Consider the following 22,631-nt stretch of genomic DNA (forward strand, 5'->3'; position numbering starts at 1 on the left):
GGTATGTCTCCCCGGTGGCGCTGCGCTTACCGGGGCTACGGATTCGCACCCGCCCTGCACGACCTGTAGCCCGGACAAGGTGCGCAGCACCGCCTCCGGGGAAAACCCTGCCATACCCGCCCCATTATCTTCATTCAAAGCAACATAAAACCCCGTCATGGTAATCCCTTCATCATAATCTACTTTTTCCTTGCCCCTGCGCTGGCGTTAATCGCGAAAACCACTCTTACGAAAAAAAATGTGAATACAGTCACATATAAAGATATAACAATTATATAACATTTAGTTCACTAACTAATTTGTCTACGTGACGTGGTACGCCCGACAAGACAGATTGCAGTCTTTGCTGGAGCAATATAACAATGACAGAAAGTAGCATTACCGAACGGGGCGCGCCGGATCAGGCCGATACCCGTCGTCGTATTTGGGCAATAGTTGGCGCTTCCTCGGGGAATCTGGTTGAGTGGTTTGATTTTTACGTTTATTCATTCTGCTCGCTCTATTTCGCCCATATCTTTTTTCCATCTGGCAATACCACCACCCAACTGCTGCAGACGGCAGGCGTATTTGCCGCCGGATTCCTGATGCGTCCCATCGGCGGATGGCTGTTTGGTCGAATCGCCGACCGCCGCGGACGTAAAGCCTCTATGCTTATCTCGGTGTGCATGATGTGCTTTGGCTCACTGGTGATTGCCTGTCTGCCGGGTTATGCGGTCATCGGCACCTGGGCCCCGGCGCTGCTGCTGCTGGCGCGTCTGTTCCAGGGGCTGTCTGTTGGCGGAGAATACGGCACCAGTGCGACCTATATGAGTGAAGTCGCGGTGGAAGGTAAGAAAGGCTTCTATGCCTCCTTCCAGTACGTTACGCTGATTGGCGGTCAACTGCTGGCGGTATTAGTGGTTGTCGCGCTCCAGCAGGTGCTCAGCGATGAAGATCTCCATGCCTGGGGATGGCGTATTCCTTTTGCTCTTGGGGCGGTACTAGCTATCGTCGCGCTGTGGCTGCGTCGCCAGCTGGACGAAACCTCAAAGCAGGAGACCCGGGCGCTGAAAGAGGCTGGATCATTTAAAGGGTTGTGGCGCAATCGCCGGGCCTTCGTGATGGTGTTGGGCTTTACCGCCGCCGGATCGCTGACCTTCTACACCTTTACTACCTATATGCAAAAGTATCTGGTCAACACGGCGGGCATGACGGCTAGCACCGCCAGCGTGATCATGACCGCGGCGCTATTCGTTTATATGCTGGTTCAGCCGCTGTTCGGCGCCTTTTCGGATAAAGTTGGCCGTCGCACCTCCATGCTGTGCTTTGGCGTGCTGGCGACGTTATTTACCGTGCCTATTCTCAGTGCTCTGCAGAAGGTGAGCTCACCGTATGCCGCCTTCGGACTGGTGATTTGCGCCTTGCTGATCGTCAGTTTCTATACCTCGATCAGCGGCATCCTGAAAGCAGAGATGTTCCCGGCTCAGGTCCGCGCGCTTGGGGTAGGGCTTTCCTATGCCGTCGCGAACGCGCTGTTCGGCGGCTCTGCGGAGTATGTCGCGCTGTCGCTTAAGTCGGCGGGGATAGAGCACGCGTTCTACTGGTATGTGACGGTGATGGCGGCCATCGCCTTCCTGGTTTCCCTGATGCTGCATCGTAAGGGGAAAGGCCTGCGCCTGTAACGCTTACTGGTGCGCCAGTTGCCACACAGCATAGCCGGTGGTCGCGCCGGCGACATCCCAGGCGAAATCTTTCCAGCTCCAGCCGCTCCCTGCCGGGCGGCTGTCCCAAAGCTCTTTTGATGCGCCAAGACTGATGGAAAACATCAGGCCAATGGCGGCGCTGCGGTCCCGGCTGTAACCCTGATGTTGCGCATACTCATTGCCGGCGGCAGACAGCATCGCCGAGGCCAGAAAATGCTGGGCTTTGTCCTGACCGGACCATGCATCATTTGCCATGTGGCTGCAGCCCGATAACAGCAGCGATGTCATCAATATTATCGAACGCATAGCGCTTCCAGAAAAAAGCCCCGTCGACGCGGGGCTGATAGTCAGAGAATACGGCTGATCAACCGGTCAATGCGGATCCGTCGCAGGCGGCGGATCAGTTTTCGCACTTTCACCGGATAGTCGGCGATACTTTGCAGATCCCGATAATGTTTCACTACCGTGGTGTGGGTGCGGATGAGTTTCAGCTCTTTTTCCCGCATGGCCCCCAGCTGCCGCTTTGGATCGTGGATCAGAATGGCGTTTTCCAGATCGAGCCGCCAGGCGCGTGGGTTAAGGTTATTGCCAGTGAGCAGCATCCACTCATCGTCAACCCACATGCCTTTCAGATGGTAGCTGTTATCGTCATCCTTCCACAGGCGAACGATCAGCTGATCGGTATTGACATAATATTGCAGTCGGCTGAGGAAACGCCGCAGGTTGATCTCATACAGATAGGGAAGCGCACCGATAATTTTAAACGGTTGATCTTCCGGAATGTAGAAATCGTTAGCGGTTTTATCGCCGACAATAATCTCCACCTGTTTACCGTCCCGCAGCAGCTGGATGATATTTCTCACCAGTACGGCAGGGAGGTTGAAGTAGGGGGTACAGATCGTCAGCTTGTGCTCGGCACAAGGCATCAGGTGAAAAATAGTTTTGTTCAGCAGGCTGGATTTCCCCAGTCCTACCAGCGGGGTGACGGAGAGTTCTTCGTCACCAGCGGTGCCGACAAAATGGTAGCTGCGGTCGCGGAGCTCCTGACGGTACTGGCGAATGTCGTTTTTGATTTCCGGGCTTTTTGGCCGATCCGGTCTGTCGAGACGATTAACGCCGCGCCCCTGAACCAGATTATTGTCGACCCAGTCGAACATGACGTCCGCCATTTTGCCGTTACGGATGCACTGATAGCGGTCATAACGGTACTTGTCGTGCTGATGCAGATAAACATCGTTCAGGCTGGCGCCGCTGTAGAGGACGCTGTCATCGATAATAAAGCCTTTGAAATGGAGAACGCCGAGCGCCTCCCGGGTATTAATCGGCACGCCGTAAACGGGGATATCCACACCTGGGTTTTCATCGGCCATCCGGCAATACCAGTCGGCATTGGTGTTGGAGGCGGCGGCGCCGATACGACCACGTTGAGCACGGTGCCAGTCTACCAGAACGCGGACATCCAGTTCCGGACGCTGGCGTTTGGCGTCGTAGAGAGCCTGCAAAATTCCTTTTCCGCCATCATCTTGCTCCAGGTAGAGCGCAATAATGCATATACGCTGAGTGGCGTGGGCAATCCGGGTCAGTAACGCTTCCCTGAAATCCGCAGGGGCGTAAAAGAACTCTACATCATCAACTGACTGAGAAAGCTTAGGGAGTTGGGCAAGGTGTTGTTGATGTTTATTACGCTTAAATTTTGACAACATCACAGTGCGTTTCTTCTCTGTTTATTGAAGGGTCTTCTGTACCATGCAGACGACGTAAGCGGGCAATAATACCATTACTACCCGCTAATGTGGTCAACAATTGCGGTCAGCGTGGCGCGATTATCCCTGATTCAGGGGCAGCGATAGACTGACAATCCCATCTTCCAGCTGAATATCAACGGTGAATCCCAGCTTTCTGGCCAGGCCGATCATGCCTCTGTTATTCGGCATCGTAATGCCATTAAGGCGTTGCAGGCCATGGCTTTGCGTATAGGCGATCAGCTTTTCCAGCAGCCTTCGCCCCAGGCCTAACCCTTTTAAATCTGAACGGACCAGAACGGCAAACTCGGCGTCAATATTATCGGGATCGGATATCGCCCGCGTTACGCCGAGAATTTCGCTTTTCTCAGCGGTGGTCCTGACGGCAACAAACGCCATTTCTCGATCGTAGTCGATCTGCGTCATATTGGCTAAATCGTCGTGGGTAAATTCGTTGATCTCACTAAAATAGCGATAATAGAGATCTTCTTTGGTGACCTGAGCGATAAACGCGAGCAGCTGCGGCTCATCTTCCGGAAGGATCGGCCGAAACAGGCAGCGATCGCCATTTTTCATCACCACCCACTCCTCCTGCTGGTGCGGATAGGGACGAATCGCAAGGCGGCTTTCACTGTCGCCGTCAAAGGGGGCCAGGCCTAGCGTGACGTCCAGCGCCGTAAACTCGTTGCCGGAGGCGAGCAGGGGATGAATGTCCAGGCGCTGGATCTCCGGGCAGTCGACGATCAGATTCGATACCTGAACCAGCAGCTGGCTCAGGCCCGCGATATCCAGCGGGCGCAATGCGCTGCGACCGCGGATCTTTTTATTTTTGATCGCCTGGATCACCAGATAACGCGCCAGGTTCATATTCAACGGCGGCAGCGCCACCGCGGCCTGATCCTCGGCCCGCCACTCCACGCCGCCTTCGCCCAGCATAATCAACGGGCCGAAGACGGGATCGTGTTCAACCACCACTCTCAGCTCCTGGGCGCCGGCGCGATTAGCCATACTCTGCACCAGCAGACCATGGATGCGCGCCTGGGGCCAGGCCAGTCTGACGCGATCGATCATCGCATCTGCCGCCTGCTGCACCTCGGCGGCGGTGCGCAGATAGAGCATGACCCCCTGTACTTCCGATTTGTGCGGGATATCCGGAGAACGCAGCTTCAGCGCGACCGGATAGCCTATCTGCTCAGCGATATGCACTGCTTCTGCGCTGTCAGCGGCAATCCATGTCGGCAGAGTATGGATGCCATAGGCCCGGAGAACCGGGCTGACCTCATGGGTATCCAGCGTGGTGGCGCCGTCATCTATCGCTTGCTGCAGCAGAGCATGCGCTTCGCTGGTATTGGCGGTTAACGAATCCGGTAGCACCGGCGTCTCGCGCAGTTGTTTCTGGTTGCGACGGTATTCCACCATATGCATAAAAGCGGTGATCGTGCCCTCTGGCGTACGGTAGGTTGGGAGGCCGGCATCGCTGAATAAACGTCGCGCTTCCTGCGAGGAAAATTCGCCGCACCAGTTGGTCAGCACGGTGACATATTTACCGCGCGGATGATGCTTCAGGGCGTCAATCAGGGCCAGCGCACTCTCCGTGCCCGGCGCGGCCGCGCTGGGCGAGTGGATCACCAGCAGCGCGTCATAGTCCTGACTGTTGAGCAAAATATTCACGGCCTGCTGATAATGTTCGCTGCTGGCATCATCGCGCAGATCTAACGGGTTGGCGATCTCGACGCCAACCGGCAACGCCTGGCGCAGGGCGTCGCGGGTCTCCTCGCTGAGGACCGCCAGTTTGCCATTCCGCAGCCAGAGTTCATCCAGCGCCAGTGCCGCCGGAGCCGCGCCATTACTGACGATCATCAGCTTTTCACCGCGTAGCGGGCGCATATGGCTGAGCGTTTCCACGGCGGAGAACAGCTCATGGGTGTCCTGCACCCGCAGCAGGCCAGCACGCTGTATGGCTGCATCCCATGCCGGATCCATCCCGGAGTTGACGTGCAACAGCTTTTGCGCCGCGGGGCTACGGCCGCTTTTAATCACCAGGATAGGCTTGTTTCGCGAAGCGCTGCGCGCAGCGGAGACAAATCGGCGCGCATCGCTTAGATGCTCGAGGTAAAGCAAAATGGCGCTGGTCTTGCTGTCGCGGGCCAGAAAGTCCAGCAGGTCATCGACATCAATGTCCAGGCTATCGCCCAGCGCGATGAAGTAGGAAAACCCCATCTCGCGCTGCTGCGCCCAGTCAAGGATGGTATTAGAGACGGCGGCCGACTGCGAGATAAAGGCCAGTTTACCGCGATGGATCGCGACCGGCGAGAAGCTGGCGTTCAGGCCTTGCCACGGCGCCAGCAGTCCCAGGCTGTTCGGGCCGAGCAGGCGCATCTGATAGCGCGCGGCGCATTCGAGCAGCGCCGGATACTGTTCCGGCTGCGAAGAGAGAATGATGCAGGTTTTACACCCTTTCTGCCCTAAGGCTTCGAGCAATTCGATATTACGCCGGGCGTTAGTACAGAGCACCGCCAGATCCGGCGTAAACGGCAGGCTCTCAATCGTGGGCCATGCCAGCACCCCGAGCACCGCCTTCCAGGCGGGGGTCACCGGCAGTACCGGGCCATTGAAACCGCCGGCTAACAGGTTGCGCATCATGAGATAGCCAGCGCGCTGCGGCTTCATTGATGCGCCAATAACGGCGATGGACTTTGGTCGCAGCAGTGCTTCCAGGCCTCGTTGGCTCATACCGGTCTCCTTTCATCCCAGTGACCGAATGATTTTAAACGTTTTCCACCTGGTCCGCTGTGATACTGCCCTTATGCTGGGTTTTTCCCGCCAGATAGCGGGTCCGGAAGCGGGTGAAGTGCTCGCCAAGCGCAGCGGCGGCCGGGGCATCGCCCGCCAGATCCAGCAGGGCGATGGCTACTTCCGCGGTACAGTATTGTCCGTCGGCGTGCGCCTCGCGCAGATGATAGGCAGAGATGCGTGACAGATCGACGGAGATTATCGGTAGCGCGTCAAGATAAGGGCTCTTGCGGAACATTTTGCGCGCTTCGGTCCAGGTGCCGTCGAGCATAATAAATAGCGGCGGCTTGCCGGACGGCGGCGCGCTCAGGATCTGGCGCTCCGGCCCGGCATAGGAGGCAGGGAAAACCACCATCGGTTGATAATCAGGATGCGCGACCAGATCGAGCAGCGCCTGCGGCGGCTCGGTTCTCGACCATTGAAAAGCCTCGGTATCAGGCAGAATATCGGCGATGAGCCGGCCGGTGTTGCTGGGCTTCATCGGTTCTGTATCAAACATCACCAGGCAGAAGCGGCTGGTGGCCTGCGCTGGCACTAATGTTGCGCACAGGCACTGCTTGAGCGGCAGCAGGCAGCGCTGACAGCGGCGGATGCGGTTGCCGCGAGCAAGGAAAGGCCGGGTAGCACGCGCGAGGCGTTCAGCGCGCAGGCGAAGGACTGCGTTTTCAATCATGGGAGTCGCTAGAGAAAAACGCTATTGTCGCAGAGGTGAAAACGGGGCACAAGCGGTGCCCCGGAAGGATTACTGTTGGCCGGCTTCGTTCAGCCAGCTATCAAATGGCGCTTTTGGCACCGCGCCATTGAGCATGTCGATCACTTCGCCATTTTTGAACATCATAATGGTCGGGATGCTGCGGATACGAAACCGGGCGCTAAGCTCACGTTCCGCTTCGGTGTTGACTTTCACAAAACGCATCTTCCCGCTACGCTCTTCCGCGACATCTTCAAAGATCGGCGCGAAGCTACGGCAGGGGCCGCACCATGGCGCCCAGAAATCGACAACGACCGGCAGATCGTCCTTTAAGAGTTTATCCAGCGTTGCCCCGGTCGCGTTGATGACGTCGCCGTCAAAAAGATCGTGACCGCAGCGTCCGCACTTTGCGCCATCCGCGCTACGATCGTCCGGGAGGCGGTTCAGAGCCTGACAACTGGCACAAACGGTATTCATAACTAACCTCTGGTTATGGGTTGCAACGTGGCACGTGGCCGATATGTTTCTGTGATGTTACATATTATCGATTAAGTGTTATTTAAGGACAATGCGTTTTGTTCGATGAGTGCAATAGAGGCCGGCTTTTAAACGAAATCATGGCGAAGCGATGACACATCGGGTAATCTGCGCGCTTCGCGCAGCGCAGGTGGAGAAAATTGATGAGCGACGAACTGAAAAATAAAAGCGGCAAGGTCAAAGTGATGTATGTCCGCAGTGATGATGATTCTGACAAACGCACCCATAACCCACGTACCGGGAAAGGGGGAGGTCGTCCAGGAAAATCTCGTGTTGACGGCCGCAGCCGCCCTGCGCGTGACGAACGAAACAGCCGCGGCGACGATCGCAAACGTGACGACCGTAAGCGTGACGATCGCAAGCGCGATGATTTTCATCGTGACGATGCGTCTCCGTGGCGTACCGTTTCCCGTGCTCCTGGCGATGAGACGCCGGTAAAAGAAGATCACGGCGGGATCAGCGGGAAGAGCTTTATCGATCCGGAAGTGCTGCGTCGTCAGCGTGCGGAAGAGACCCGCGTGTATGGCGAAAACGCCTGCCAGGCGCTGTTCCAGAGCCGTCCGGAAGCTATCGTTCGCGCCTGGTTTATCCAGAGCGTCACGCCCCGCTTTAAAGAGGCGCTGCGCTGGATGGCGGCCAACCGTAAAGCCTATCATGTGGTGGACGAAGCCGAGCTGGCGAAAGCCTCCGGCACCGAGCACCACGGCGGGGTCTGCTTCCTGATCAAAAAACGCCACGGCACTTCTGTTGCCCAGTGGGTCGCGAAGGCGGCAGAAGACGATTGCGTTCTGGCGCTGGAAGACGTGGGTAACCCGCACAACCTCGGGGCGATCATGCGCAGCTGCGCGCACTTCGGCGTGAAGGGCGTGGTGGTTCAGGATGCTGGCGTGCTGGAGTCCGGGGCGGCGATCCGTACGGCGGAGGGCGGGGCGGAGCATGTTGAACCGATCACCGGCGACAGCTTTATCGATACCCTGGATCAGTTCCGCAAAGCGGGCTACGCGATTGTCTCAACGTCCAGCCATAATGGTACGCCGCTGTTTAAAGCCGAGCTGCCGAAGAAAATGGTGCTGGTGTTAGGCCAGGAGCGTGATGGTCTGTCCGATGCGGCGATTTCCAGCTCCGATCTCAGCGTTGCCATCAACGGTACCGGCAATGTCGAAAGCCTGAACGTCTCTGTGGCGACCGGCGTCCTGCTGGCAGAATGGTGGCGTCAGAACAAGGCGTAATTCGCCTGCCTGAATGCGAAAAAGCCAGCTGATGCTGGCTTTTTTTATGGCTGTCGATCACTCGCTTTCGGCGGGGAGGACCGGCATCCAGTCGATCGGCGCTTCGCCGCGGTCAGCCAGCCACTGGTTGGTCTGTACGAAATGGTTGCTGCCAAAGAAGCCGCGATGCGCAGAGAGCGGCGATGGGTGCGGCGCCTTCAGCACGCAGTGGCGCTGACGATCGATAATCGCGCCTTTCTTCTGCGCATGAGAACCCCACAGCAGAAAGACCACCCCCTCGCAATGCTCATTGATTAACGCGATAACTTTATCGGTAAAGGTCTCCCAGCCAAGGCTGGCGTGCGAGTGCGCCTGCCCGGCGCGGACGGTCAGGACCGTATTAAGCAGAAGTACGCCCTGACGCGCCCAGCTTTCGAGATAACCGTGAGTGGGGCGAGTAAAACCGGGGATCGTGGCCTCCAGCTCTTTGTACATGTTCAAGAGCGAGGGCGGGATCGCGACGCCCGGGCGAACCGAGAATGCCAGACCGTGGGCCTGACCCGGGCCGTGATAGGGATCCTGGCCGAGAATGACGACTTTGACGTCGCCCAGCTCGGTAAAGCGAAACGCATTGAAGACGTCTTTTTGCGGTGGGTAGATGGTGATCCCGGACTGGCGCTCTTCGGCGACGGTCTTCAGTGTATTGAGAAAATAGGGTTGTTGCTTTTCATCCGCCAGCACGTCATGCCAGGTTAAAGAGGTGGTCATCTTGCTCTCCTGCAAAGGGTCATCGCTATAGCTTAACGGCTTCTTTCTACAGAACAAAATCGGCACGGCTTGATGTGGGCTTTTATGCAAAAAAAATTGAAAATTTACAAAATTATTTATGAGACCCCATGGCCTAACTTGATGTAAAACAATAAAATCCCCCTATACCCACTTTGTGTGAGTGGTTTTTATTGATTTATATCAAGGAATGCCGAGGGTGCGGCTGATATATATACACTCATACAACAATGGTTTTACCAATTGGCCGCGAAGAGGCCAAAATCGAATAAACACTGCCTGGGAGGCATCAAATGATTACTGGTATCCAAATTACTAAAGCGGCAAACGACGACCTGCTGAACTCTTTCTGGCTGCTGGACAGCGAAAAAGGCGAAGCGCGCTGCCTGTGTGCCAAAGGTGGTTTTGCGGAAGACGACGTGGTGGCGGTGAGCAAACTGGGTGAAATCGAATACCGTGAAATTCCGGTAGACGTGAAACCAGAAGTTCGCGTGGAAGGCGGTCAGCACCTGAACGTGAACGTGCTGCGTCGCGAAACTCTGCTGGACGCGGTTGAGCACCCGGAAAAATACCCGCAGCTGACCATTCGTGTTTCCGGCTATGCGGTACGCTTCAACTCCCTGACTCCGGAACAGCAGCGCGACGTTATCGCCCGTACCTTTACCGAAAGCCTGTAAGGCTGAAGCCAGATGTGAAAACGCCGGGATGTCCCGGCGTTTTTTTTACTCTTCAGTGGACGTTGATGGCGTCCCGGCCGCGCTTGGCTTACGGCGCTTACCGATATTTTTGGTGTCGCGGTGGCGTTTCTTCACCCGCGGTTTCTCTTTTTCTTTCTCTTTTTTCTCGGCGCGCTTCGCCAATACTTTCTTCGACGGTTTACCGGTTAACTTCTCGCTCGGCGCGCGGGTTTTCGGTCGCAATTCATCAATCACGCGGGCTTTCAGCGGTTCTTCAACGTAGCGGCCGATCTTGCCCAGCAGCAGGTGGTCATGCGCTTCAACCAGCGAAATGGCGATGCCTTTTTTACCGGCGCGGCCGGTACGACCGATACGGTGCAAATAGATATCGGCGGTGCGCGGCATGTCGAAGTTAAACACGTGGCTGACATCCGGGATATCAATACCGCGTGCGGCGACGTCGGTGGCGATCAGCACGTTCACGCGACCATCGGTCAGGCGTTTAATCGCTTCGTTGCGCTTAATCTGCACCATCTCGCCCTCCAGCCAGCAGGTGTTAATCCCTGCTTCGTGCAGCTTAGCGGCGAGTTCGTGAACGCGCTCGCGCTTACGCACGAAGACGATGGAGCGGGTTGCTTCCGGCTGCTTCAGCAAATGAATCAGCAGCGCGGTTTTATGCTCGATATCGTCGGCGCGATAGTACCACTGATGAATTTTTTTACGTTCGCGGGTCGATGGGGTAGCGGAGACTTCAACCGGCTCTTCCAGCAGGCGTTCGGCAAAATCTTTGATCGCATCGCCTTCCAGCGTGGCGGAGAACAGCATGGTCTGCTTGCGCCAGCGGGTTTCACCGGCGATGGTTTCGATATCCTGAGCAAAGCCCATGTCCAGCATGCGGTCGGCTTCATCGAGGATCAGGGTCTCGACGGCGCGGCAGTCAAAGTTCTCTTCTTTAATATACTGCAGCAGGCGACCGGTGGTAGCGACCACGATATCCTGGTTTTCGCTGAACACTTCCGCGTGGTTCATGTACGCTACGCCGCCGGTAATGGTGGCGATATCCAGATGGGTATGCTTCGCCAGCTCGCGGGCGTGGTCAGCCACCTGCATCGCCAGCTCGCGGGTCGGCGTCAGGATAAGAATGCGCGGCGGCCCGGATTTCTTACGCGGGAAATCGAGCAGGTGCTGCAACGCTGGCAGCAGATACGCCGCCGTTTTACCGGTGCCGGTCGGCGCTGAACCGAGAATGTCACGGCCATCGAGCGCAGGCGGAATAGCGGCGGCCTGAATGGCTGTCGGGCGAGTGAAACCTTTATCCTGGAGGGCCTCCAGCAGGTTTTCGTCGAGTTCAAGTTCGGAAAAAGTCGTTACAGTCATGTTCTACCTCTGAGTGGGCCGCCGATTATAGACGTTACTGACGTAATGTTCATCTGTTTGTAAGGCTATCTGTTCTCCGGTATTGTGCATAGCCTTACGTTCAGGAGTTTTGTCGGCAAGGTTATTGAGGATGTCTCAGTCGAAGTTTGCGCTGCCGCGCAATGGTTTTACCTTCAAACAGTTCTTTGTCGCCCACGATCGTTGCGCGATGAAGGTGGGCACTGATGGCATTTTGCTTGGCGCCTGGGCGCCGATTGCCGGGGTGAAGCATGTGCTGGATATTGGCGCGGGCAGCGGCCTGCTGGCGCTAATGCTCGCCCAGCGTACCGGTCACGATGTGCAAGTCGATGCGGTCGAACTGGACGAGGAGGCAGCCGCTCAGGCGCGGGAAAATGCCCTCGCGTCACCGTGGTCTTCGCGCATAGAAATCTGCCAGGCCGATATCCATCAGTGGCAGCCGTCGCAAACCCGACGCTATGAACTGATAATCAGTAACCCGCCTTTTTTTGCCGAAGGCGTGCCATGCGCTACCTCGCAGCGGGAGCAGGCGCGGTATACCACGACGCTCGATCACGCCTCCCTGCTGACCTGTGCCGCAGAGCATATCACCGAAGAAGGTTTTTTTTGCGTGGTGCTGCCGGTGGATATCGGTAATGCGTTTATCGAGCGGGCAACGGCGATGGGGTGGCATTTGCGACTGCGCACTGACGTGGCGGAGACCGAACTGCGGCCGCCGCACCGGGTGCTGCTGGCGTTCTCCCCGACGGCAGGAGAGTGTTTCTGCGACAGACTGGCGATCCGCGGGCCAGAGCAGCAGTACTCTGAAGGGTTTACTGCTCTGACCGGGGATTTTTATCTCTTTATGTGAGCCAGGGGCGACAGTATCGACGGGCCGCTGTTCGGCAGCGGCTGCGGATAGTCGAGGGTATAGTGCAGCCCGCGGCTCTCCTTACGTAACATCGCGCAGCGTACGATAAGCTCCGCCACCTGCACCAGATTGCGCAGCTCCAGCAGATTATTCGAGACGCGGAAGCGGGCGTAATACTCATCCAGCTCCTGCTGGAGCATGGTAATGCGCCGCAGGGCGCGCTCCAGTCTGCGCGTTGTGCGCACAATGCCGACATAATCCCACATCAGCAGGCGCAGCTCGTGCCAGTTATGCTGGATAACCACCAGTTCATCCGGGATCTCCACCTGACTTTCATCCCACGCCGGCAGGGTGGTGACCTTCTGAGCCAGCGGCAGGCGCCGGGCGATATCCTCCGCGGCGGACCAACCGTAGACCAGACACTCCAGCAGCGAGTTCGAGGCCATGCGATTGGCGCCGTGCAGCCCGGTATAGCTGACTTCGCCGATGGCGTATAAGCCATCGACGTCAGTACGGCCATTATCATCCACCATCACGCCGCCGCAGGTGTAATGCGCGGCGGGGACGACCGGCACCGGATCTTTGGTTAAATCAATTCCCAGACCGAGCAGCTTTTCGTAAATCATCGGGAAGTGCTGGCGAACAAACGCCTCGGGTTTATGGCTGATATCAAGGAACATACAGTCAACGCCCAGGCGCTTCATTTCATGGTCGATGGCGCGGGCGACGATATCGCGCGGGGCCAGCTCGCCGCGCTCGTCAAAGTCCGGCATAAAGCGGGTGCCGTCCGGGCGTTTAAGGTGGGCGCCTTCGCCGCGCAGCGCTTCAGTAAGCAGGAAATTGCGCGCCTGTGGATGATACAGCGCGGTGGGGTGGAACTGGTTGAATTCGAGATTCGCTACCCGGCAGCCCGCCCGCCAGGCCATCGCAATGCCGTCTCCGGAAGAGACGTCAGGGTTAGTGGTATATTGATAAACCTTGGCGGCCCCGCCGGTCGCAAGCACCACCGCCTTCGCGCTGCAGGTTTCTACCCGCTCTTTATTGCGGTTCCAGATCCAGGCCCCGACCACCCGGCGCGTGCCCGGCAGGCCAATCTTGTCCGAGACGATCAAATCAACGGCATTGCTGCGCTCAATGATGCGGATATTCGGATGAGCAAGGGCTTTATCGACCAGCGTTGTCTCTACCGCTTTGCCGGTAGCGTCGGCGGCGTGAAGAATGCGTCGATGGCTGTGCCCCCCTTCGCGAGTGAGATGGTAGCTCTCTTCGCCATTGGCCTGGACCTGGGTGTCAAACAGCACGCCCTGATCGATAAGCCATTGTACGCACGGTCTGGCGTTGCTGGCGACGAAGGTGACCGCATGGCGATCGCAGAGTCCCGCGCCGGCGATCAGCGTATCTTCAACATGGGATTCGATACTGTCCGTCTCATCGAAGACGGCGGCAATCCCGCCCTGCGCATAGAACGTCGAACCTTCGCTGATCGGCCCTTTACTCAGCACCGTCACCGAACTGTGCTCCGCCAGGCGCAGCGCGAGGGAGAGACCGGCAGCGCCGCTGCCGATAATCAACACATCACAAGAGAAGTCAGGAGTGGTATTCATCGTCTTTGTTTAATTTACTAAACACATTTAGCTCACAATAGCACCAGCGCGTGAGGAATCGTACATATTTTTTTGCCTGGTGTTGTGACGGCTAAACAGAAGGGGCCGGGAAAAGGGGCGTTGTGCGGTAAAAAAGAGAAGTGGAGCAGGTTGTTAGCATTGGATTTTATAGTGAAATAAACACTGTGTTACGATACCCTTCAGTCGGGCCTGCGCTTTTTCTTATTGACTAACCTGTTGTTTAGCAACCTGGGCATATAATGATTGATAACGATCTGCCGCCGTTGCCAGACAAAAAACAAAAGCGTAACGGAACTTTATTGTTTTCATGCACTCCAACAGTCAGCTTGCTCATAATGCAGATTTTGGGTGGTGTTTTGAAGACGCATGGGAATTGGGTTTGGGGAGACATTACCTCGGATGAGCGAGCAGTTAACGGATCAGGTCCTTGTTGAACGGGTCCAGAAAGGAGATCAGAAAGCGTTTAATTTGCTGGTGGTGCGCTATCAGCATAAGGTCGCGAGTCTGGTTTCCCGCTATGTACCGCCGGGCGATATCGCTGACGTTGTTCAGGAATCGTTCGTTAAGGCATGGCGTGCGCTGGACTCTTTCCGGGGAGATAGCGCTTTTTACACCTGGTTATACCGTATCGCCGTCAACACGGCGAAGAATTATCTGGTTGCTCAGGGACGCCGTCCGCCGTCCAGCGATGTTGACGCCAACGAGGCGGAAAACTTCGAAAGCGGCGGGGCGTTGAAAGAAATTTCGAACCCTGAGAACTTAATGTTGTCAGAAGAACTGAGACAAATAGTTTTTCGTACCATTGAATCGCTCCCGGAAGATTTACGCATGGCAATTACGTTACGGGAGCTGGATGGCCTGAGCTATGAAGAGATAGCCGCTATCATGGATTGTCCGGTTGGGACGGTGCGTTCGCGTATCTTCCGGGCGCGAGAAGCTATTGATAATAAAGTTCAACCGCTTATCAGGCGTTGACGATAGCGGAATACTGGAAAAGGGTATCAGGCATGCAGAAAGAACAACTTTCGGCTTTAATGGATGGTGAAACGCTGGATAAAGAACTGCTCAACGAGCTGAGCCGTTCCTCTGAGATGCAAAAAACCTGGGAGAGCTATCATCTCATTCGCGATACGCTGCGTGGCGATACCGCAGAGGTGCTGCAATTCGATATCTCCGCCCGGGTGATGGCCGCCATTGAAAATGAGCCCGTTCGTCAGACGGCGCCGCTTATTCCTGAATCTCAGCCCGCACCCCACCAGTGGCGACAGATGCCGTTCTGGAACAAAGTGCGTCCATGGGCCAGCTCACTCACCCAAATGGGCGTTGCCGCCTGCGTATCGCTTGCGGTTATCGTCGGCGTCCAGCACTATAATGGGCAGTCTGATGCGACTCAGCAGCCAGAGGCGCCAGTGTTCAATACCCTGCCGATGATGGGTAAAGCGAGCCCGGTAAGCCTTGGCGTGCCGGCTGACGCATCAGCGGGTAGCGGCCAGCAGGCGCAAGTCCAGGAACAGCGCCGCCGGATTAACGCCATGTTGCAGGACTATGAACTGCAGCGCCGCCTGCACGCTGAGCAGCTGCAGTTTGGCCAGGCCCAGACTCAGCAGGCAGCAGTCCAGGTGCCGGGTTATCAAACTTTAGGAACGCAATCGCAGTAATGAAGCAACTTTGGTGTGCCATGTCGCTCATGGCAGGCAGCCTGTTGTTCTCTGTCAACGCCTCGGCTGATACATCGTCCGGGGCGTTGTTGCAGCAGATGAACCTGGCCAGCCAGTCCCTCAATTATGAGCTGTCTTTCGTCAGCATCAATAAACAAGGCGTTGAGTCGCTGCGCTATCGTCATGCGCGACTGAACAATCAACCGCTGGCGCAGCTGCTGCAGCTGGACGGCCCGCGCCGGGAAGTGGTCCTGCGCGGCACGGAAATCAGCTATTTTGAACCCGGTCTCGATCCTTTCACCCTCAACGGCGACTACATCGTCGATTCGCTGCCATCGTTGGTTTATAGCGATTTCAAACGCCTCTCCGCGGCGTATGATTTTATCTCCGTTGGCCGTACTCGTATCGCTGATCGCCTCTGCGACGTGATCCGCGTCGTAGCTCGCGACGGTACGCGCTATAGCTTTATCGCCTGGCTGGACGCCGAGACCAAACTGCCGCTGCGCGTCGATTTGCTCGACCGCGACGGTGAAACGCTGGAGCAGTTCCGGGTTGTCTCCTTCAACGTTGGCGATAACGTCAGCGCCAGCATGGAGACGCTGGCAAAAGCGAATCTACCGCCGCAGCTGTCCGTCCCTGAAGGGGGCGACAAAGCCAACTTCAACTGGGCGCCAACGTGGCTTCCCCAGGGGATGGCTGAAGTTTCCAGCAGTCAGCGCCGTCTGCCCACTTTTGACGGTCCAGTCGAATCACGTCTCTATTCCGACGGCTTGTTCAGCTTCTCGATCAATATCAACCGCGCCACGGCGGCCAGCAGCGACCAGCTGTTGCGCACCGGCCGACGTACCGTCAGCACGACGGTACGCGATAATGCGGAGATCACCGTGGTGGGCGAACTGCCGCCGCAGACGGCGAAGCGTATCTCTGACAGTATTAAATTCAAGGCAGTACAATGATTAAAGAGTGGGCCACCGTGGTTTCCTGGCATAACGGCGTGGCGCAGGTGCACTGCGACGTTAAAGCCTCCTGCAGCAGCTGCGCTTCCCGTGCCGGCTGCGGTAGCCGGGTGTTAAACAAGCTGGGGCCGCAGACCAGCCATACCATTAGCGTGCCCTGCGAGCAGCCATTGGCCGCGGGGCAAAAAGTGGAGCTGGGGATCGCTGAAAGTAGCCTGCTGGGCTCAGCGCTGCTCGTCTATATGGCGCCGCTGGTGGGGCTGTTTGTGATGGCGTCCATTTTCCAGGTGCTGTTTGCCAGCGATATCGCGTCACTTTGCGGCGCGCTGCTGGGCGGCGTCGGCGGCTTCCTGGTGGCGCGCGGTCTGTCGCCGCAGCTGGCTGCTCGCCAGTCATGGCAGCCGGTGATTTTAAGCGTCGGTTTGCCGCCGGATCTGCTGCGTGTTGATACGCCCTCCTCTGAAATGGGGCAGTGATTTCACTGCCCCTCATCTTTATTTACTCTTCCTGTAACAACGCCACAATTTCTGCCGTTATGCTGGATCTAACAGCATTTCCTGGTTTCACGGATGTAGTGTAGAATGCGGCGTTTTCGGATTAAAAAACGTCAGGCACAGTACAGCGGCCTCATGATACTCGTAAGGCATAATTAACTCTAAATATGAAGAATATACGTAACTTTTCGATCATCGCTCACATCGACCACGGTAAGTCGACGCTGTCTGACCGTATCATCCAGATTTGCGGTGGCCTTTCTGATCGCGAAATGGCGGCCCAGGTTCTGGACTCCATGGACCTTGAACGTGAGCGCGGGATTACCATCAAGGCGCAGAGCGTCACCCTGGACTATAAAGCCAGCGATGGTGAAACTTATCAGCTCAACTTTATCGACACCCCGGGCCACGTTGACTTCTCCTATGAAGTATCGCGCTCCCTGGCGGCGTGCGAAGGCGCGCTGCTGGTGGTTGACGCCGGACAGGGCGTAGAAGCCCAGACCCTGGCGAACTGCTATACCGCCATGGAAATGGACCTCGAAGTCGTTCCGGTGCTCAACAAGATCGACCTGCCTGCGGCCGATCCGGAGCGCGTAGCGGACGAGATTGAAGATATCGTCGGTATCGATGCTCACGACGCGGTTCGCTGCTCGGCGAAAACCGGCGTTGGCGTGCCGGACGTGCTGGAACGTCTGGTGCGCGATATTCCGCCGCCGGAAGGCGATCCGGACGCGCCGCTGCAGGCGCTGATCATCGACTCCTGGTTCGATAACTACTTAGGCGTCGTGTCGCTGGTGCGTATTAAAAACGGCACCATGCGCAAGGGCGATAAAATTAAGGTGATGAGCACCGGCCAGGTCTATAACGCCGACCGTCTGGGCATCTTCACCCCGAAACAGGTCGACCGTACCGAGCTGAAATGCGGCGAGGTAGGCTGGCTGGTCTGCGCGATCAAAGACATCCTCGGCGCGCCGGTGGGCGATACCCTGACCGCGGCGCGTAATCCAGCGGATAAAGCGCTGCCGGGCTTCAAAAAAGTGAAGCCGCAGGTCTATGCTGGTCTGTTCCCGGTGAGCTCTGATGACTATGAAAACTTCCGTGATGCGCTGGGTAAACTGAGTCTGAACGATGCTTCCTTGTTCTATGAGCCGGAAAGCTCAACGGCGCTGGGCTTCGGCTTCCGCTGCGGCTTCCTCGGCCTGTTGCACATGGAAATCATTCAGGAGCGTCTGGAGCGTGAGTACGATCTTGACCTGATTACCACGGCGCCGACGGTAGTCTATGAAGTGGAAACGACCTCCAAAGAAGTTATCTACGTCGATAGCCCGTCCAAGCTGCCGCCGCTGAATAATATTCAGGAGCTGCGTGAGCCTATCGCCGAGTGTCACATGCTGCTGCCGCAGGAGTTCCTCGGCAACGTGATCACCCTGTGTATCGAGAAGCGTGGCGTGCAGACCAACATGGTTTACCACGGTAAACAGGTGGCGCTGACCTACGAAATCCCGATGGCGGAAGTGGTTCTCGACTTCTTCGACCGCCTGAAGTCTACCTCCCGTGGCTATGCGTCGCTGGATTATAACTTCAAACGCTTCCAGGCCTCGAACATGGTGCGCGTTGACGTGCTGATCAACGGCGAGCGTGTCGATGCGCTGGCGCTGATCACCCACAACGACAACGCCCCTTATCGTGGTCGCGAACTGGTCGAGAAGATGAAAGAGCTGATCCCGCGTCAGCAGTTCGATATCGCCATTCAGGCGGCTATCGGCAACCACATCATCGCGCGCTCTACTGTGAAACAGCTGCGTAAAAACGTCCTGGCGAAATGCTACGGCGGCGACGTCAGCCGTAAGAAAAAGCTGCTGCAGAAGCAGAAAGAAGGTAAGAAGCGTATGAAGCAGGTCGGTAACGTTGAACTGCCGCAGGAAGCGTTCCTCGCCATTCTGCACGTTGGTAAAGACGGCAAATAATTAAGGAGTTGGCATGGCGAACATGTTTGCCCTGATTTTGGTCATTGCGACCCTTGTGACAGGGCTGTTGTGGTGTCTGGATAAGTTCATCTTCGCACCAAAACGTCGTGAGCGTCAGGCCGCTGCTCAGGCAGCGACCGGCGAGCAACTGGACAAGAAAACGCTGAAGAAAGTGGGCCCGAAACCGGGCTGGCTGGAAACTGGCGCCTCGGTCTTCCCGGTGCTGGCGATTGTGCTGATTGTGCGTTCGTTTATCTATGAACCTTTCCAGATCCCGTCAGGTTCGATGATGCCGACCCTGCTGATTGGCGATTTCATCCTGGTGGAGAAATTCGCTTACGGCATTAAAGATCCGATCTACCAGAAAACGCTGATCGAAACGGGTCATCCAAAGCGCGGCGACATCGTGGTGTTTAAATATCCGGAAGATCCGCGTCTCGACTACATTAAGCGCGCGGTGGGATTACCGGGCGATAAAGTCACCTACGATCCGGTTGCCAAGCAGGTCACTATTCAGCCGGGCTGCAGCTCCGGACAGGCCTGCGGCAACGCGCTGCCGGTGACCTATTCCAATGTTGAGCCGAGCGATTTCGTTCAGACCTTCTCCCGCAGCAACGGCGGCGAAGCGTCCAGCGGTTTCTGGCAGTTGCCGAAGGGCGAAACCAAAGCTGACGGCATTCGTCTGACCGAGCGTCAGGAGACGCTGGGCGACGTCACGCACCGTATTCTGATGGTGCCGATTGCCCAGGATCAGGTTGGGATGTACTACCATCAGTCCGGCCTGCCGCTGGCCACCTGGATTGTACCGCCCGGTCAGTATTTTATGATGGGTGACAACCGGGATAACAGCGCCGACAGCCGCTACTGGGGCTTTGTGCCGGAAGCGAACCTGGTCGGAAAAGCGACCGCTATCTGGATGAGTTTTGAAAAACAGGAAGGTGAATGGCCGACCGGCGTGCGGTTATCGCGCATTGGTGGAATTCATTAATTTCCCCTGTTGAATTCACGTCGCTGCGATAACCGCAGCGACGTGAATTATTTAATATTTAAATCCATTCAAACTAACGACATCACGTGTCGTTGCGTATAGAATATCCCCCCGAAGTTTTTGGTTGTCGCTCTGCCGGGTGACACTGCACACGAAAGCGTATTGGACTGTTTCAACTTGCTGTATGAAGCGTATGCTCAGGTCGGTTTCGTGTGCTGCATCTTTGACGCATTCATTTATTGGTAACGCATGAACCCCATCGTAATTAATCGGCTTCAACGAAAGCTGGGCTACACTTTTCATCATCAGGAGCTGTTGCAACAGGCATTAACTCACCGCAGTGCCAGCAGCAAACATAATGAGCGCCTGGAGTTTTTAGGTGACTCCATTTTAAGTTTTGTGATCGCGAATGCGCTCTATCATCGTTTTCCTCGCGTAGACGAAGGCGATATGAGCCGCATGCGCGCGACGCTGGTGCGTGGCAACACGCTGGCGGAGATCGCTCGCGAGTTTGAACTGGGCGAGTGTCTGCGCCTCGGGCCGGGCGAACTGAAAAGCGGCGGTTTCCGTCGCGAATCCATTCTCGCTGACACCGTTGAAGCGTTAATTGGCGGGGTTTTCCTCGACAGCGATATTCAGAACGTTGAACGCTTAATCCTCTCCTGGTACCAGACCCGTCTGGACGAAATCAGTCCGGGCGATAAGCAAAAGGATCCGAAGACGCGTCTGCAGGAGTATCTGCAGGGACGTCATCTGCCGCTGCCGTCCTACCTGGTGGTCCAGGTGCGTGGCGAAGCGCACGATCAGGAATTTACTATCCACTGCCAGGTCAGTGGCCTGAGTGAACCGGTGGTTGGCACAGGTTCCAGCCGTCGCAAGGCGGAGCAGGCTGCCGCCGAACAGGCGCTGAAAAAACTGGAGCTGGAATGAGCGAAGAAAAAAGTTATTGCGGATTTGTCGCCATCGTTGGTCGTCCAAACGTTGGCAAATCCACGCTGTTGAATAAGCTGCTTGGGCAGAAGATTTCGATCACTTCCCGAAAAGCGCAAACGACGCGTCACCGCATCGTCGGTATCCATACCGAAGGGCCGTATCAGGCGATTTACGTCGATACCCCGGGCCTGCATATGGAAGAGAAGCGTGCTATTAACCGCTTAATGAACAAAGCGGCCAGCAGCTCAATTGGCGATGTTGAACTGGTCATTTTCGTGGTGGAAGGCACTCGCTGGACGCAAGACGACGAGATGGTGCTCAACAAGCTGCGTGACGCGAAAGCGCCAGTGATCCTCGCGGTCAATAAGGTGGATAACGTGCAGGACAAAGCGGAGCTATTGCCGCACCTGCAGTTCCTCGCCAGCCAGATGAACTTCCTCGACATTGTGCCGATCTCTGCGGAAACCGGCACCAACGTCGATACTATCGCGGCGATCGTGCGTAAGCATCTGCCGGAAGCGATCCATCACTTCCCGGAAGATTATATTACCGATCGTTCCCAGCGCTTTATGGCCTCCGAGATCATCCGTGAAAAACTGATGCGTTTTCTCGGTGCTGAGCTGCCGTACTCCGTCACTGTGGAAATCGAACGTTTCGTAACCAATGAGCGCGGCGGCTACGATATCAACGGCCTGATCCTCGTCGAGCGCGAAGGGCAGAAGAAGATGGTGATTGGCAATAAAGGCGCCAAAATTAAAACCATCGGTATCGAAGCGCGTAAGGACATGCAGGACATGTTTGAAGCGCCGGTACACCTCGAGCTGTGGGTCAAAGTGAAATCCGGCTGGGCCGATGACGAGCGCGCCCTGCGCAGTCTCGGTTACGTTGACGACCTCTGAGTTAACGCAACGTGGATGGATGGCAGCGCGCCTTTGTCCTGCATAGCCGACCGTGGAGCGAAACCAGCCTGATGCTGGACGTCTTCACGGAAGAATCGGGTCGTGTGCGCCTGGTGGCCAAAGGCGCACGCTCCAAACGCTCTAATCTCAAAGGCGCTTTACAGCCCTTTACCCCCTTACTGGTTCGCTTCGGCGGCCGCGGCGAAGTCAAAACCCTGCGCAGCGCGGAAGCCGTCTCGCTGGCGCTGCCGCTCAGTGGTATCACGCTCTACAGCGGTCTCTATGTGAACGAGCTTATCTCCCGCGTGCTGGAGCACGAAACACGCTTCTCCGAACTCTTTTTTGACTATCTGCACTGCATTCAGGCGCTTGCCGGAACCAGCGGCTCGCCGGAGCCCGCGTTGCGGCGTTTTGAGCTGGCGCTGCTCGGGCACCTGGGCTATGGCGTGGATTTTCTTCACTGCGCGGGCAGCGGTGAGCCGGTGGATGACACCATGACCTATCGCTATCGCGAAGAAAAGGGCTTTATTGCCAGCCTGGTGATTGATAACAACACGTTTACCGGGCACCATTTGAAAGCGTTGGCGAGTCGCGAATTTCCAGATGTAGATACGCTGCGCGCCGCGAAGCGCTTTACCCGTATCGCCCTGAAGCCCTATCTTGGCGGCAAACCGCTTAAGAGTCGGGAATTGTTTCGCCAGTTTATGCCCTCGCGAAAGGCGCGGGCGGATAATACGAATAATGATTAAC

The 22,631-nt window shown here is 56.6% G+C and carries 21 protein-coding genes; 13 read left to right on the plus strand and 8 right to left on the minus strand.

Going from position 1 to position 22,631, the window contains the following annotated elements; all coding sequences use genetic code 11:
- The first annotated feature begins 362 nt into the window (after positions 1-362).
- On the plus strand, positions 363-1,661 hold the full coding sequence (locus tag N438_RS23725; RefSeq protein ID WP_012540846.1) for an MFS transporter: 1,299 nt from the start codon (positions 363-365) through the stop codon (positions 1,659-1,661).
- 3 nt (positions 1,662-1,664) lie between these two features.
- On the opposite strand, the gene N438_RS23730 is transcribed toward N438_RS23725, so the two are convergent.
- The 5 genes from N438_RS23730 to trxC all read right to left on the minus strand — a co-directional run bounded on the left by N438_RS23730 (position 1,665) and on the right by trxC (position 7,385).
- Positions 1,665-1,988, minus strand: coding sequence for a YfiM family lipoprotein (locus N438_RS23730; RefSeq protein WP_109956307.1), 324 nt, complete (start codon positions 1,986-1,988; stop codon positions 1,665-1,667).
- A gap of 41 nt (positions 1,989-2,029) precedes the next feature.
- Complete coding sequence (pssA, locus tag N438_RS23735) at positions 2,030-3,385, minus strand: CDP-diacylglycerol--serine O-phosphatidyltransferase (RefSeq protein WP_008803754.1); 1,356 nt, start codon at positions 3,383-3,385, stop codon at positions 2,030-2,032.
- 120 nt (positions 3,386-3,505) lie between these two features.
- The gene (pat, locus tag N438_RS23740; RefSeq protein WP_012540847.1) at positions 3,506-6,157 is read right to left on the minus strand and encodes a protein lysine acetyltransferase; all 2,652 of its coding nucleotides are present in this window, start codon (positions 6,155-6,157) and stop codon (positions 3,506-3,508) included.
- Between the two features lie 34 nt (positions 6,158-6,191).
- Positions 6,192-6,890, minus strand: coding sequence for a tRNA-uridine aminocarboxypropyltransferase (gene tapT, locus N438_RS23745; RefSeq protein ID WP_012540848.1), 699 nt, complete (start codon positions 6,888-6,890; stop codon positions 6,192-6,194).
- A 69-nt stretch (positions 6,891-6,959) separates the two neighbouring features.
- Positions 6,960-7,385, minus strand: coding sequence for a thioredoxin TrxC (gene trxC / locus N438_RS23750; RefSeq protein ID WP_002914091.1), 426 nt, complete (start codon positions 7,383-7,385; stop codon positions 6,960-6,962).
- A 203-nt stretch (positions 7,386-7,588) separates the two neighbouring features.
- On the opposite strand from trxC, the gene N438_RS23755 reads away from it, so the two are divergent.
- Complete coding sequence (locus tag N438_RS23755) at positions 7,589-8,674, plus strand: tRNA/rRNA methyltransferase (protein ID WP_022064862.1); 1,086 nt, start codon at positions 7,589-7,591, stop codon at positions 8,672-8,674.
- Positions 8,675-8,731: 57 nt separating this feature from the next.
- Here N438_RS23755 and ung read toward each other — a convergent pair whose 3' ends face one another.
- Positions 8,732-9,421, minus strand: a complete 690-nt coding sequence (gene ung, locus N438_RS23760; RefSeq protein ID WP_012540850.1) for a uracil-DNA glycosylase — start codon at positions 9,419-9,421, stop codon at positions 8,732-8,734.
- A gap of 311 nt (positions 9,422-9,732) precedes the next feature.
- Here ung and grcA point away from each other — a divergent pair, with 311 nt between their 5' ends.
- Entirely contained in the window at positions 9,733-10,116 is a 384-nt protein-coding gene (gene grcA / locus N438_RS23765; protein WP_002914084.1) for an autonomous glycyl radical cofactor GrcA, read from the plus strand.
- A gap of 45 nt (positions 10,117-10,161) precedes the next feature.
- Here the strand turns inward: grcA and srmB are convergent, their stop codons facing one another.
- Positions 10,162-11,493 (minus strand): ATP-dependent RNA helicase SrmB, encoded by a 1,332-nt coding sequence (gene srmB / locus N438_RS23770; protein WP_012540851.1) that lies wholly within the window; start codon positions 11,491-11,493, stop codon positions 10,162-10,164.
- A gap of 130 nt (positions 11,494-11,623) precedes the next feature.
- Between srmB and N438_RS23775 the strand changes: the two genes are divergently transcribed.
- Positions 11,624-12,361: a tRNA1(Val) (adenine(37)-N6)-methyltransferase gene (locus N438_RS23775; RefSeq protein WP_016161648.1), complete on the plus strand. Its 738-nt coding sequence runs from the start codon at positions 11,624-11,626 to the stop codon at positions 12,359-12,361.
- On the opposite strand, the gene nadB is transcribed toward N438_RS23775, so the two are convergent.
- Entirely contained in the window at positions 12,346-13,965 is a 1,620-nt protein-coding gene (nadB, locus tag N438_RS23780; RefSeq protein ID WP_008803761.1) for an L-aspartate oxidase, read from the minus strand. The two genes, N438_RS23775 and nadB, sit on opposite strands and share 16 nt — an antisense overlap.
- 420 nt (positions 13,966-14,385) lie before the next feature.
- Between nadB and rpoE the strand changes: the two genes are divergently transcribed.
- The 9 genes from rpoE (at position 14,386) to recO (ending at position 22,630) form a co-directional block, all read left to right on the plus strand.
- Positions 14,386-14,961: an RNA polymerase sigma factor RpoE gene (rpoE, locus tag N438_RS23785; protein WP_002914074.1), complete on the plus strand. Its 576-nt coding sequence runs from the start codon at positions 14,386-14,388 to the stop codon at positions 14,959-14,961.
- A gap of 32 nt (positions 14,962-14,993) precedes the next feature.
- On the plus strand, positions 14,994-15,644 hold the full coding sequence (gene rseA / locus N438_RS23790; protein WP_008803762.1) for an anti-sigma-E factor RseA: 651 nt from the start codon (positions 14,994-14,996) through the stop codon (positions 15,642-15,644).
- Positions 15,644-16,600: a sigma-E factor regulatory protein RseB gene (rseB, locus tag N438_RS23795; RefSeq protein WP_012540854.1), complete on the plus strand. Its 957-nt coding sequence runs from the start codon at positions 15,644-15,646 to the stop codon at positions 16,598-16,600. The genes rseA and rseB overlap by 1 nt, the downstream gene beginning before the upstream one ends.
- On the plus strand, positions 16,597-17,076 hold the full coding sequence (gene rseC, locus N438_RS23800) for a SoxR-reducing system protein RseC (protein WP_008803764.1): 480 nt from the start codon (positions 16,597-16,599) through the stop codon (positions 17,074-17,076). Before rseB ends, rseC begins: the two co-directional genes overlap by 4 nt.
- A 185-nt stretch (positions 17,077-17,261) precedes the next feature.
- Complete coding sequence (gene lepA / locus N438_RS23805) at positions 17,262-19,061, plus strand: translation elongation factor 4 (RefSeq protein ID WP_008803765.1); 1,800 nt, start codon at positions 17,262-17,264, stop codon at positions 19,059-19,061.
- Positions 19,062-19,074: 13 nt separating this feature from the next.
- A complete protein-coding gene (gene lepB, locus N438_RS23810) occupies positions 19,075-20,049 on the plus strand; it encodes a signal peptidase I (protein ID WP_008803766.1) in 975 nt (324 codons plus the stop codon).
- 249 nt (positions 20,050-20,298) lie between these two features.
- Positions 20,299-20,979 (plus strand): ribonuclease III, encoded by a 681-nt coding sequence (rnc, locus tag N438_RS23820; RefSeq protein ID WP_002914065.1) that lies wholly within the window; start codon positions 20,299-20,301, stop codon positions 20,977-20,979.
- Positions 20,976-21,881, plus strand: a complete 906-nt coding sequence (gene era, locus N438_RS23825; protein WP_008803768.1) for a GTPase Era — start codon at positions 20,976-20,978, stop codon at positions 21,879-21,881. The genes rnc and era overlap by 4 nt, the downstream gene beginning before the upstream one ends.
- Positions 21,882-21,892: 11 nt before the next feature.
- Complete coding sequence (recO, locus tag N438_RS23830) at positions 21,893-22,630, plus strand: DNA repair protein RecO (protein WP_016161647.1); 738 nt, start codon at positions 21,893-21,895, stop codon at positions 22,628-22,630.
- The last annotated feature ends 1 nt before the right edge of the window (position 22,631 follow it).

The organism is Klebsiella sp. GL120222-02 (assembly GCF_003097195.1).
GTDB lineage: Bacteria > Pseudomonadota > Gammaproteobacteria > Enterobacterales > Enterobacteriaceae > Klebsiella > Klebsiella variicola.

What these genes read in the sequence shown, in the direction of transcription:
- N438_RS23725 (WP_012540846.1), top strand. Translation starts at nt 363, where the DNA reads ATGACAGAAAGTAGCATTACCGAACGGGGCGCGCCGGATCAGGCCGAT.
- N438_RS23730 (WP_109956307.1), bottom strand. Translation starts at nt 1,988, where the DNA reads ATGCGTTCGATAATATTGATGACATCGCTGCTGTTATCGGGCTGCAGC.
- pssA (WP_008803754.1), bottom strand. Translation starts at nt 3,385, where the DNA reads ATGTTGTCAAAATTTAAGCGTAATAAACATCAACAACACCTTGCCCAA.
- pat (WP_012540847.1), bottom strand. Translation starts at nt 6,157, where the DNA reads ATGAGCCAACGAGGCCTGGAAGCACTGCTGCGACCAAAGTCCATCGCC.
- tapT (WP_012540848.1), bottom strand. Translation starts at nt 6,890, where the DNA reads ATGATTGAAAACGCAGTCCTTCGCCTGCGCGCTGAACGCCTCGCGCGT.
- trxC (WP_002914091.1), bottom strand. Translation starts at nt 7,385, where the DNA reads ATGAATACCGTTTGTGCCAGTTGTCAGGCTCTGAACCGCCTCCCGGAC.
- N438_RS23755 (WP_022064862.1), top strand. Translation starts at nt 7,589, where the DNA reads ATGAGCGACGAACTGAAAAATAAAAGCGGCAAGGTCAAAGTGATGTAT.
- ung (WP_012540850.1), bottom strand. Translation starts at nt 9,421, where the DNA reads ATGACCACCTCTTTAACCTGGCATGACGTGCTGGCGGATGAAAAGCAA.
- grcA (WP_002914084.1), top strand. Translation starts at nt 9,733, where the DNA reads ATGATTACTGGTATCCAAATTACTAAAGCGGCAAACGACGACCTGCTG.
- srmB (WP_012540851.1), bottom strand. Translation starts at nt 11,493, where the DNA reads ATGACTGTAACGACTTTTTCCGAACTTGAACTCGACGAAAACCTGCTG.
- N438_RS23775 (WP_016161648.1), top strand. Translation starts at nt 11,624, where the DNA reads ATGTCTCAGTCGAAGTTTGCGCTGCCGCGCAATGGTTTTACCTTCAAA.
- nadB (WP_008803761.1), bottom strand. Translation starts at nt 13,965, where the DNA reads ATGAATACCACTCCTGACTTCTCTTGTGATGTGTTGATTATCGGCAGC.
- rpoE (WP_002914074.1), top strand. Translation starts at nt 14,386, where the DNA reads ATGAGCGAGCAGTTAACGGATCAGGTCCTTGTTGAACGGGTCCAGAAA.
- rseA (WP_008803762.1), top strand. Translation starts at nt 14,994, where the DNA reads ATGCAGAAAGAACAACTTTCGGCTTTAATGGATGGTGAAACGCTGGAT.
- rseB (WP_012540854.1), top strand. Translation starts at nt 15,644, where the DNA reads ATGAAGCAACTTTGGTGTGCCATGTCGCTCATGGCAGGCAGCCTGTTG.
- rseC (WP_008803764.1), top strand. Translation starts at nt 16,597, where the DNA reads ATGATTAAAGAGTGGGCCACCGTGGTTTCCTGGCATAACGGCGTGGCG.
- lepA (WP_008803765.1), top strand. Translation starts at nt 17,262, where the DNA reads ATGAAGAATATACGTAACTTTTCGATCATCGCTCACATCGACCACGGT.
- lepB (WP_008803766.1), top strand. Translation starts at nt 19,075, where the DNA reads ATGGCGAACATGTTTGCCCTGATTTTGGTCATTGCGACCCTTGTGACA.
- rnc (WP_002914065.1), top strand. Translation starts at nt 20,299, where the DNA reads ATGAACCCCATCGTAATTAATCGGCTTCAACGAAAGCTGGGCTACACT.
- era (WP_008803768.1), top strand. Translation starts at nt 20,976, where the DNA reads ATGAGCGAAGAAAAAAGTTATTGCGGATTTGTCGCCATCGTTGGTCGT.